Genomic DNA, 9,774 nt, shown 5'->3' on the forward strand with positions numbered 1-9,774 from the left:
GCCTTGGCCACGATGCCGCCCATGCGGTCGCGCTCGGCGGAGGACAGGACTGGGGAGGGAGCTTCTTCCAGCACTTTTTGATGGCGGCGCTGCAGCGAACAATCGCGCTCGCCAAGGTGTATCGCGTTGCCGTTGCCATCGCCGAAGATCTGGAATTCGATGTGGCGGGGATTGCCGAGATATTTCTCGATATAGACGGTGGCATCGCCGAACGCGGCCTTGGCCTCGCTGCCCGCCTGCTGGATTAGCGTTTCAAGCTCATCCGGGCCGTTGCACACTTTCATGCCGCGCCCGCCGCCGCCCGAGGCGGCCTTGATGATCACCGGGTAGCCAGCGGCCTCGGCAATCGCCTTGGCTTCTTTGATATCGGAAACCGCGCCGTCCGAGCCCGGAACAAGCGGCAGGCCGAGCGCGCCGGTGGTGCGCTTGGCCTCGATCTTGTCGCCCATCGTGCGAATGTGTTCAGGCTTCGGCCCGATCCAGGTGATGTTGTGCGCTTCGACGATCTCGGCAAACTTGGCGTTTTCCGAGAGGAAGCCATAACCTGGGTGGATCGCATCGGCCTGCGTGATCTCGGCCGCCGAGATGATCGCGGCGATGTTGAGATAGCTATCCTTGGCCGCAGGCGGCCCAATGCACACGGCATAGTCGGCTAGCCGCACATGCATGGCATCGGCATCCGCGGTAGAGTGCACCGCGATTGTCTCGATCCCCATCTCGTGCGCGGCGCGATGGATACGCAGCGCGATTTCGCCGCGATTGGCGATGAGCAGGCGGGTTATAGCCATGGCGGAACCGTTCTCAGGCGATGACAACGAGCGGCTGGTCAAACTCGACCGGCTGCGCGTTTTCGACCAGAATGGCCTTGATCGTGCCGCTCTTGGGCGCGGTGATCGTGTTCATCACCTTCATCGCCTCGATGATGAGCAACGTTTCGCCCTCTTTCACCGCCTGGCCGACGCTTACAAACGCAGCCGCGCCGGGTTCAGGGTAAAGATAAGCTGTGCCAACCATCGGCGAGCGCAGCGCGCCTGCGGCCATATCGACCGGAGCGGGCGCGGCTGCGGCAGCCGAGGCTGGCGCGGCGGCGGCAGCGGGCGGCGCATAGGCCGGTGCTGCCTGCACGACCGAAACATTGCGCGCGACTCTGATCTTGCGTGTGCCGTCCTCAACCTCGATTTCGGTGAGTCCGGTTTCGGTCAGCATGTCGGCAAGCTCGCGCACTAGCGCACGATCGATCGCCATCGGCGCGCCATTGTTATCAGCGGCCATTTCGCCGATCTCGTTCCCCATACTTTATCCTCGCGGCTCGAAATTTGTCTGAGGCTGCGGGCAATGCCCGCCGCGCGCGCCGCTGGCAAGGGGCTGTGGGAAGGTTAGCTGCAAAAACCCTTAGGGCGGCAGACCCGGGACAGCCGCCTCAGAGCCTGTTTGCCGCCTCGAGCGCCAGCAGATAGCTGCCCGCGCCAAACCCGGCGATGGTGCCTTTGGCCGCCATGCCGACATAGGATATGTGGCGAAAGGCCTCGCGCGCATGGGGGTTTGACAGGTGCACTTCGATCACCGGGGTATGGATTGCCGTGATCGCATCATAAAGCGCGATGCTGGTATGGGTGAAGGCCCCGGCATTGAGCAGCACGGCTTTGGCACCAGTGGCTTGCGCTTCGTGCAACCAGTCAACCAGATGGCCCTCGTGATTTGACTGGCGCAGATCAACCTCGAGCCCGAGCAGGCGGGCGCGGTCTTCCAGCATGCCGGCGATATCATCGAGCGTGTCGGACCCATAGATTTCCGGCTCGCGCGTGCCGAGCAGATTGAGATTGGGGCCGTTGAGCACGAAAATGGTCTTGGACACGCGCGGTCTCCAGCAAGTTCAGAGGTCTTGCCGTGATACCGGCGCTGGACGCGGGCGCAAGCCCTGCGCGCAAACGGTCAGCCGCCGGGGAGTACCCCGTCGTTCTGATCGGCCAGCGCCCCGCTGTCGCCCTCGTCGTTGGGATTATCGTCGCTGGGCGGGGGCAATTCGACCACTTGAGGCGAATCGGCCGAGCGGCTGGCGATGGATTCGGCGACCTTTGAACGCTTCTCGGCGGCCTCCGCCTTGATTTCGACTGCGGCCATGCGCTCTTCGAGCTGGGCGACGCGCTGATCGGTGCAGCCGGTCAGCAACAGCGCAAAGGGGCCCGCCCATGCGGCGAAGCGGAATGCGGCTGGTGCGGCGAGGGGGATCGGTCTATCCATGGATGCCGAGCATTAGCACGTAATAGTTACTCGAAACTAACCAGCCGAGCTTTTGTCGGTTGAAGAGCGGCTGGCAAGCCTGCCTCCCGCTTTGCCGAACTGCCGTGCTGCGGTGTAACCGAGGTAGGCCGCGCCGAACAGCGTGTAGAGCGGTTCGGGTAGCCCTGCGAAGTAGGCGGTCATCGCTGCGACCATGTTGCGGGCAGCGGTGGGGGAGAGCGCACCGATCAGGCCGATTGGGATTGACCATAGCAGGATGGCATAGATGACGTAAAGAAATGTCGGGCGCGCGCTCGAGATATAGCGGTCCTCTGGACCTTGCGCCGATGCGCCGGCGCGCGGCAGAGCTTTGCGGGCGGGTCTGGTCGCGGTTTTGAGCGGAGGGGCGAGCGGGGGTGTGAGCGGGGGCATCGGCATCCTTTCGGCAAGGCGCGGGCTTTTCAGCCAGGCACGGGGATGCGGGCCCAGATAACGGCATGCGGTGAAGTAGGAAAATTGTTTTGCGCAGAACGGATCGCTGCCATGTCCGGTGGTGGAGGGGCGTGCCCAGTGAATAGATTAGGTGAATAGATTAGGTGAGTAGATCTGGTGGATAGGCTTGGCAGCGCTCTTGGCGATGATCCGATTGCGGCGCTCATCATGCAGGAGCAGCTTGGCCCTGCCTACCGGGCGATTGTCGACGGGCCGTGGCAAGAGATCGCGGCCCGCATTGCCGCCCGGGCGCAAGGCATGGCGCGGCCGGTGATCATTGGCGTGGCCGGTTCGCAAGGGAGCGGAAAGACCAGCCTGTGCCGCTTTATGGAGTTGTTGCTGGGCCGGGATTACGGGATCAAGGCCGCAACCTTGTCGATCGACGATCTCTATCTGACCAAGGCGGAGCGGCGGGGGCTGGCGGCCAACGTGCATCCCCTGCTGGCCACGCGCGGCGTGCCGGGCACCCACGATGTCGCGCTTGGTGCGGCGATATTCGCGGCGTTTCTTGCTGGGGAGCCCCAATTGCGTCTGCCCCGCTTCGACAAAGCCATGGACGACCGCGCGCCTGCTGAATGCTGGCCGGTAGCCGCCGGGCCGCTCGATGTGCTGCTCTTTGAAGGCTGGTGTGTGGGCGCGCGGCCAGAGCCGCCGGAACAGCTGGTGGTTCCTGTCAATGGTCTGGAAGCCGCCGAGGATGCGGATGGGCGCTGGCGGCGCGGCGTTAATGCGGCGCTAACCGGGCCTTATTGCGCCTTGTTCGATCGGCTCGATATGCTGATCGCGCTTATCGCGCCCGGGTTCGAGGCGGTCGCGGCGTGGCGGCAGGAGCAGGAGCGCAAGCTGCGCGCGCGCACTGGCCGCAGGATGTCCCCCGCCGAGGTCGAGCGATTTGTGGCGCACTACGAGCGTTTGACACGCTCCATGTTGAACACGCTGCCGCAAGATGCCGATGTCATCGCCTATCTCGGCGAGGACCACGGGGTCGCCAACCTGCGCTTTTCAGGCCGATAGCGGCGGGTGCAATCAACCCCACAGCGCCGGAGTTGGCGGCGCGACCACCCCGTGATGGTAGGTCAGCGGATCGGGCCAATCGCCAGCCAGCAGCAAAGGCCCGTCAAGGTCGACAAAGTCGCAGCGCTGCGCCAGCACCAATGCCGGGGCCATACAGAGCGACGAGCCCGCCATGCAGCCGACCATGAGCCCAAAGCCGCGCGCGTGGCAGACCTCGGCCAGCGCCAGCGCCGCGGTCAGCCCGCCGCATTTGTCGAGCTTGATGTTGATCACATCAAATCGGCCCGCTGCGCGGTCTAGGTCGCCTTCGCCGTCCACCAGTTCGTCGGCGGCGAGCGGGATGGGTGAGCGCCAACCATCGAGCGAGGCCTCTGCGCCAACCGCCACGGGCTGCTCAATCAGTACGACGCCCATGGATTTGAGGATCGGGGCATGGGCGGCCAGCATCTCCGCGGTCCAAGCCTGATTGGGATCGACGATCAGCGCGGCATCTGGCGCGCCGCGCTTCACCGCCGCGATGGCGGCAATCGGATCATCGGCGTTCACCTTGACCTTGAGCAGGCGGAAATCGGCAAAGCGCCGCGCGGTCGCCTCATAATCGGCAAGGCTGCGGATGCCGATGGTGTAGGCCGTCGTGACAGGGGCCATAGCGATGCCGGTCAGCGCCGCGATCCCGCCGGGCGCGGCCTTTGCCTCCAGATCCCACAGCGCCGCATCGAGCGCAAACCGCGCGCCGCCCGGCGGGAGCAGGGCGGGCAGGTCGCTTTGCCCGGCACCGGCCAGAACTGGCGCGCGCACGCTCTCAAGCTGGGCCGTCATGCTGGCGACTGTTTCGCCGGCATAGTCCACCCCGCATGCCTCGCCGCGCCCGCGCGCGCCGGTTTCACTGGTCAGGATCACGGCAATCGCGTCCTGCTCGGTCTGCGCGCCGCGCGCGATAACGAACGGCTCGCGCATCATCCAGCGTTGCGGCAGGATTTCCATGCGAACACCTGTCGGGCCTCTGCTCATTTGGCACCGCCATAAATCGATTCGATGTGATCGAGCGCGCTGTCCAGCCCGAAGCGCAGCGGATCGAACACCGGCAAGCCGTGCGCTGCGGCAGCCTCGGCAGCGGCGGCATGCGCGGCCGCTTCGTCCAGTCTCGAGGTATTGAGGCTGATCGCCACAAAGCGCGCCGCCGGGTTGGTCACGCGCGCTGCATCGAGATAGCGCCGCATGGCCTCGCCCAGCGGCGGGATCACGGCCCAGGGCAGGTCTTCGATATGGCGGCGCGCAGGCTCATGGCAGAGCACCAGCGCATCGGGCTGCGAACCATGGAGCAGACCCAGCGTGACCCCGGCATAAGCCGGGTGGAACAGCGCGCCTTGGCCCTCGATCACATCCCAATGATCGGGCGCAGCGGCGGGCGAGAGCGTTTCGGCTGCGCCTGCGATGAAATCGGCCACGACCGCGTCAATCGCCACGCCCTCGCCTGCGATCATGATGCCGGTCTGCCCGGTGGCGCGGAAATCGGCCGCGTGGCCGCGCGCCTTGAGGCCGCGGGCCAAGGCCAGCGCGGTGTATTTCTTGCCGAGCGCGCAATCTGTGCCCACCGCCAAAAGACGCTTGCCGGAACGCTTTTCGCCAGTGCCTGCGGGAAATGTGCGATCGGAATGGCGGACATCGTGGAGCGCCCGCCCGGTCCGTGTGGCGGCCTCGGCCACCGCGGGAATGGCACTCAGCCGGGTGTGCAGCCCGCTGACGAGGTCAAGCCCCGCCTCAAGCGCCGCGACCAGCCCGGGCACCCAGGTTTCGGGAAGCGCTCCGCCGAACGGCGCTATGCCGATCACCATCGAGCGCGCGCCTGCTGCATATGCGGCGGCGGGGTCCAGCATCGGCAAGCCGAGATCGACCCGTCCTTCGGGCAAACGCCATTGACCGGTCACCGCCTCGGGCACCCAGTCGCGCAGGCCGAAGGCGGTTTTGGTCGAGCGCGTGTTCTGCGCATCGCCGGTGAAAAGGAGGTAGGGCTTCTGGATCATCGTGGTTTCCCTAAGCTTGGTTTCCCCAAGGTTGGGCGCTTTGATGAACCAGTGGCCCTGTGCATTCAAGACGCCGCGCAAATGGGGAGGTGCTGTCTGACAGCAAAGCGCTTTGCGGCAATTGAATTTGCAGGTTTGTGCAAAATTGGTCGGGACGAGAGGATTCGAACCTCCGACCCCCACACCCCCAGCCGCTTTTTTTGGGGGTTCATGGTGCAACGCAATTGCTCCGATAATTCTTGATTTTCCCTAAGAAATCAGCCACTTTTTGATAACTTAGGGCGTTGCGCGCGGTGCCATTTTGATGCGCCTTGTTTCACCAAGTTGCACCACCAGCGCACCACCAGAATGATTCGCGGACCAAGCAAAGGCGGTAGACGATGCGTGCGGCACTTACCCAAATGGCAATCGACAAGTTGCCCGTTCCGGCTTCCAAAGTCGAGCATCGCGACACGAGGCTAAAGGGGTTGGTTCTGCGAGTGATGCCATCGGGCGTTAAATCTTGGTATTGCGAATACGGGCGTGGGAAGCGGGTCTTCCTCGGACGGGCAGATGTGCTCGGCGTTGCCGATGCGCGTGAGAGCGCCCGCACGATCCTTGCTGATGTTTATCGCGGGATTGACCCTATAGAAGCACGCAAGCCAAAGCCGGGCGTCCCGACCTTTCAAGACTTCCTTGATGGCGACTATAAAATCTGGGCGAAGGCCAATCAGCGGGCGCACGCGCAGAACCTCAAGCGGCTGGCGACGGCTTTCAAGTCCTTGCTGAATAAGCGGCTGGATGAAATCACAGGGCTGGATGTCGAGAAGTGGCGCGCCAGTGAGATTGAGCGAGGCCTCAGCCTGGAAACCATCAACCGCGATATTTCGTCGATCAAGGCAGCGCTCAATCGCGCTGTCGATTGGGAACTGATTTCGGCCAATCCTCTCGCCAAGGTCAAGAAGTCGAAAACGGACGACTGCCTCAAGGTCCGGTTCCTCAACGACAATGAAGAGAAGAGGCTTCGCGCTGCGATGGATGCGCGTGAGGAGCGCCGTCGCGCCGAACGCGATTCTGCCAATCATTGGCGGCGTGAACGCGGCTATGTTCTGCTCCCCAGCCTGCGAACGGTAATGTTCACCGATCATGTGAAGCCGCTCATCCTGCTGTCGATCAACACTGGCTGCCGTCGCGGTGAATTGTTCGATCTCACATGGTCCAACGTCGATCTCGACCGGCGCATTCTGACCGTGACAGGAGCTACCGCCAAATCCAAGCGGACGCGCCATATTCCGCTAAATCGGGAGGCAACTCTGGTCCTGCAGGGTTGGCGTGCACAGGCAGAAGAAGCGGACGGGTTGGTGTTCCTCAATGAAGCGGGGGAGCGGTTTGATCGCGTGAACTTCTCTTGGCGTCGTTTGCTCAAGGATGCCGACATTGCCGCATTCCGTTGGCATGACATGCGCCATCACTTTGCATCGCGGTTGGTGATGGGGGGTGTCGATCTGAATACCGTTCGCGAGCTGCTCGGCCATAGCGACTATGCCATGACGTTGCGCTATGCCCATCTCGCTCCCGAACATAAGCTGAAGGCGGTTGAGGTGCTTGATCGCCGAACGTCCCTTGCAGCGGCGGCATGACGGTTATCATAGATTGACTTTGTTGGCAGATATGACTACATATGACGAAATCGCGTAACACCCTTCGCACAATCTCTTGGATTAAGGCGGCGCGGAAGGATTTTGAGGCGTTTCCCGACCGGGCCATGAATCGGGCGTTTGATGCCCTGACCGTCGTGGCAGATGGTGGGACACCGGAAATCGCCAAGCCGCTCGCCGGACTTGGGGCAGGTGTGTGGGAACTGGCGATCAAGGAGCGCGGCGACGCCTATCGCGTCGTTTACGCGCTGCAAGTGGGCGACGACATCTGGGTGGTTCATGCCTTCCAGAAGAAATCGACCAAGGGAATTTCGACGCCGCGCCACGAAATCGACCTCGTGCGCGAGCGTATCAAGCGGTTGAAGGAAATGCTCGATGGCTGACCATGATGACGATTTCGAGCTGGTCCGTGGTTCCGGCAACGTCTTTGCCGATTTCGATGTGCCCGACGCGAATCTTCGTCAGTTTCGCGCTATCCTTGCCGCTGAAATCGTCAAAACGCTCGATAGCGAGGGACTGACGGTGCGCGATGCCGAGGCGCGCACCGGCATCGCGGCTGCGGATTTCTCGCGCATCCGCCAGGTCAAACTCGACCGTTTCACCATTGACCGGTTGATGCGTATTCTCGACCGGCTCAACCGGGATGTCCGCGTGAGGATTTCGGTCGCACCTCGTGCGCGTCCGGCGAAGGGGCCGATGGCATCGCCGCTTACTGCGTGAAGTCCGAGGCCCGACATTGGCGAAGGGCGTGAATGCTGCGGGTGTTGTAGGCGATTTGAACGGTTACGCTGCTTCGCGGAGTTGCACGATCCGCTGGAACTCGGCCAACAGTTCGGGGTGACAGCGGGCAAGGTGGTGAACCACGCGCACGTTTTCCGTCATGCGGGCCAGATAGCCGGTCGCCAAAACCAAATCGAGATGGTCGGTTCCGTAACTTTGCTCGATCATGCGGAACTCGCGGTCGATGTTCGTCGCTTCCCGTTCCATGTGCTCGATCTGCTCATCGCTGAGACCCCGCACGGTCTTGCGTTTTTCGCTGGTCAACAGATGCTGCGGCGTGGCGGCAACAAGCGACTTGGCATAGGGCCATGAAAACCTGTTCATCGCGATCATGGTTTCGGCGACTTCGATCTGCCGCATAGGACGCAGCTTTTTCATCTCGCGAAATGTGTTGAGAGGCACCATCCGGTCTTGCAACAGCTTTGCTACCTCGTCGCAAATTCCGTCCAGCAAGCGTCGTTTGCTGCGAATACTCGAAATGTTGACGTTGAGCGCCCGCGCAAGGCGCTCCTCTGAAACGCCCTTCTCAAGAGCCTTCAGGATCATTTTATGTTCCTGAACGATAGCCATGCGGCTGATGCGCTTGTTGTAGGTGATGGCCTCGTCGTCGGTCGCCACTAGGCATACAACATCCTTGTCCCCGCGCGCCTTCAGAATGTCGATGCGGATATGCCCGTCTAGCAGCCGGTATCGCTCGTCCTTCCCCGGCACGCGAACGACGACGGGCGGCTCGATAATGCCGACTTCGGTGATTGATGCCGCGATCTGGCCGTATTTGGGCGATTTCCGGGTCGATTCTGGCATCGCGCGTAGAAGCTCGATCTCGCCAAGCTGAATCCGCAAACTGGTCTGTTCAAAGGCCAGCTTGATTTTTCGCTGCCGATTGCTCCGGGTCACTGGACGCTGATCCTGACTTTGTGAATCCGATCCGCAAGCCGGGCCGGAATCGTTGCAAGCCCTTCATCTTCAAGGATCGCCACGAAAGTTTCGTCGTTCGATAGCTGGCTCAGCGCTTCGACGATGAAGACGAGGCGATTGCGGGTCGCCTCTGTCTTGCGGATCATCATGCGCTTTCGTTCGGTGTCCTCCTGAAAGGCCTTCACCAGCCCCTCGGGTGTTGTCGCTGCATCTTTGCTTACCAGCTTGGTGAGTTTGGCGGCCTTGCCAGACCGCTTTCGCACGTCCACCAAACGGCGTGCGGCGATCAGCGCGCGGCCGCGCAGGAGATTGTCTTCATAGGCCTTGTGCAACGCGGCCTGCACACCCTGATCGTCGGCTTCGCAGATTTCGAGGGCGACGGATATGGGGAGATAGCCCGCCTCCACGGCAGCGACTAGACGCCGCTCGCCGCGTTCCAAAAGCCTTCCCACGATATAGACATAATTGGCGGAAAGCCCGGTCATGGCGGCGATTTCGTTGTCGGAATAGCCGCGCCCGCGCATCCCGAGGATGTCTTGCAACTGTCCGTCGTCAGAACATTTGGCACAACTCGCGGCGTAAATTAGCGGAGTGCGGGCCTCGTCTGGGGTTGGGTTTTAGGCGGCGAGCTTGCGGTGTTGCAAGCGCCGATGCTCGATGGTTTGTCGCTTGATCCTTTCACGTTGTTT

Annotated in this window: 13 protein-coding genes; 4 read left to right on the forward strand and 9 right to left on the reverse strand. The window is 62.3% G+C overall.

Annotated elements, in window-relative coordinates; all coding sequences use genetic code 11:
- From Q0O40_RS13935 to Q0O40_RS13955, 5 genes are all read right to left on the reverse strand, one after another.
- The coding region (locus tag Q0O40_RS13935) for a biotin carboxylase N-terminal domain-containing protein (RefSeq protein WP_295531099.1) at positions 1–788 on the reverse strand (788 nt) is incomplete at its 3' end.
- Positions 789–801: 13 nt separating this feature from the next.
- Positions 802–1,293, reverse strand: a complete 492-nt coding sequence (gene accB / locus Q0O40_RS13940; protein ID WP_295531102.1) for an acetyl-CoA carboxylase biotin carboxyl carrier protein — start codon at positions 1,291–1,293, stop codon at positions 802–804.
- Between the two features lie 127 nt (positions 1,294–1,420).
- Positions 1,421–1,855 (reverse strand): type II 3-dehydroquinate dehydratase, encoded by a 435-nt coding sequence (aroQ, locus tag Q0O40_RS13945; RefSeq protein WP_295531104.1) that lies wholly within the window; start codon positions 1,853–1,855, stop codon positions 1,421–1,423.
- Between the two features lie 77 nt (positions 1,856–1,932).
- Complete coding sequence (locus Q0O40_RS13950; RefSeq protein WP_295531107.1) at positions 1,933–2,241, reverse strand: hypothetical protein; 309 nt, start codon at positions 2,239–2,241, stop codon at positions 1,933–1,935.
- 36 nt (positions 2,242–2,277) lie between these two features.
- Complete coding sequence (locus Q0O40_RS13955; RefSeq protein ID WP_295531110.1) at positions 2,278–2,658, reverse strand: 3TM-type holin; 381 nt, start codon at positions 2,656–2,658, stop codon at positions 2,278–2,280.
- A gap of 171 nt (positions 2,659–2,829) precedes the next feature.
- Between Q0O40_RS13955 and Q0O40_RS13960 the strand changes: the two genes are divergently transcribed.
- Complete coding sequence (locus Q0O40_RS13960; protein ID WP_295531113.1) at positions 2,830–3,726, forward strand: kinase; 897 nt, start codon at positions 2,830–2,832, stop codon at positions 3,724–3,726.
- A 12-nt stretch (positions 3,727–3,738) separates the two neighbouring features.
- On the opposite strand, the gene Q0O40_RS13965 is transcribed toward Q0O40_RS13960, so the two are convergent.
- Positions 3,739–4,710, reverse strand: a complete 972-nt coding sequence (locus Q0O40_RS13965; RefSeq protein ID WP_295531115.1) for a dipeptide epimerase — start codon at positions 4,708–4,710, stop codon at positions 3,739–3,741.
- Between the two features lie 23 nt (positions 4,711–4,733).
- On the reverse strand, positions 4,734–5,750 hold the full coding sequence (locus Q0O40_RS13970) for a DUF1611 domain-containing protein (protein ID WP_295531118.1): 1,017 nt from the start codon (positions 5,748–5,750) through the stop codon (positions 4,734–4,736).
- A gap of 401 nt (positions 5,751–6,151) precedes the next feature.
- On the opposite strand from Q0O40_RS13970, the gene Q0O40_RS13975 reads away from it, so the two are divergent.
- The 3 genes from Q0O40_RS13975 to Q0O40_RS13985 are packed head-to-tail and all read left to right on the forward strand — an operon-like array spanning position 6,152 to position 8,107.
- Entirely contained in the window at positions 6,152–7,369 is a 1,218-nt protein-coding gene (locus tag Q0O40_RS13975) for a tyrosine-type recombinase/integrase (RefSeq protein ID WP_295531121.1), read from the forward strand.
- A 41-nt stretch (positions 7,370–7,410) separates the two neighbouring features.
- Positions 7,411–7,770, forward strand: coding sequence for a type II toxin-antitoxin system RelE/ParE family toxin (locus tag Q0O40_RS13980; RefSeq protein WP_257543382.1), 360 nt, complete (start codon positions 7,411–7,413; stop codon positions 7,768–7,770).
- Positions 7,763–8,107 carry a helix-turn-helix domain-containing protein gene (locus Q0O40_RS13985; RefSeq protein ID WP_295531128.1) on the forward strand — a complete coding sequence of 115 codons (345 nt, stop codon included), beginning with the start codon at positions 7,763–7,765 and terminating at the stop codon, positions 8,105–8,107. The genes Q0O40_RS13980 and Q0O40_RS13985 overlap by 8 nt, the downstream gene beginning before the upstream one ends.
- A gap of 63 nt (positions 8,108–8,170) precedes the next feature.
- Here Q0O40_RS13985 and Q0O40_RS13990 read toward each other — a convergent pair whose 3' ends face one another.
- Together Q0O40_RS13990 and Q0O40_RS13995 are read right to left on the reverse strand one after the other, a co-directional pair.
- On the reverse strand, positions 8,171–9,064 hold the full coding sequence (locus Q0O40_RS13990) for a plasmid partitioning protein RepB C-terminal domain-containing protein (RefSeq protein WP_257543377.1): 894 nt from the start codon (positions 9,062–9,064) through the stop codon (positions 8,171–8,173).
- A complete protein-coding gene (locus tag Q0O40_RS13995) occupies positions 9,061–9,609 on the reverse strand; it encodes a plasmid partitioning protein RepB C-terminal domain-containing protein (RefSeq protein ID WP_295531133.1) in 549 nt (182 codons plus the stop codon). Before Q0O40_RS13995 ends, Q0O40_RS13990 begins: the two co-directional genes overlap by 4 nt.
- Between the last annotated feature and the right edge of the window lie 165 nt (positions 9,610–9,774).

Origin of the sequence: Novosphingobium sp. Chol11 (assembly GCF_945870625.1) — a bacterium.
Taxonomy (GTDB): domain Bacteria; phylum Pseudomonadota; class Alphaproteobacteria; order Sphingomonadales; family Sphingomonadaceae; genus Novosphingobium.

Bases quoted from the DNA above. Each gene is read 5' to 3' on its own strand.
- Q0O40_RS13975 (WP_295531121.1), top strand. From the start codon at position 6,152: ATGGCAATCGACAAGTTGCCCGTTCCGGCTTCCAAAGTCGAGCATCGC.
- Q0O40_RS13995 (WP_295531133.1), bottom strand. From the start codon at position 9,609: ATGCGCGGGCGCGGCTATTCCGACAACGAAATCGCCGCCATGACCGGG.
- Q0O40_RS13965 (WP_295531115.1), bottom strand. From the start codon at position 4,710: ATGGAAATCCTGCCGCAACGCTGGATGATGCGCGAGCCGTTCGTTATC.
- Q0O40_RS13985 (WP_295531128.1), top strand. From the start codon at position 7,763: ATGGCTGACCATGATGACGATTTCGAGCTGGTCCGTGGTTCCGGCAAC.
- Q0O40_RS13980 (WP_257543382.1), top strand. From the start codon at position 7,411: ATGACGAAATCGCGTAACACCCTTCGCACAATCTCTTGGATTAAGGCG.
- Q0O40_RS13970 (WP_295531118.1), bottom strand. From the start codon at position 5,750: ATGATCCAGAAGCCCTACCTCCTTTTCACCGGCGATGCGCAGAACACG.
- Q0O40_RS13950 (WP_295531107.1), bottom strand. From the start codon at position 2,241: ATGGATAGACCGATCCCCCTCGCCGCACCAGCCGCATTCCGCTTCGCC.
- Q0O40_RS13955 (WP_295531110.1), bottom strand. From the start codon at position 2,658: ATGCCGATGCCCCCGCTCACACCCCCGCTCGCCCCTCCGCTCAAAACC.
- accB (WP_295531102.1), bottom strand. From the start codon at position 1,293: ATGGGGAACGAGATCGGCGAAATGGCCGCTGATAACAATGGCGCGCCG.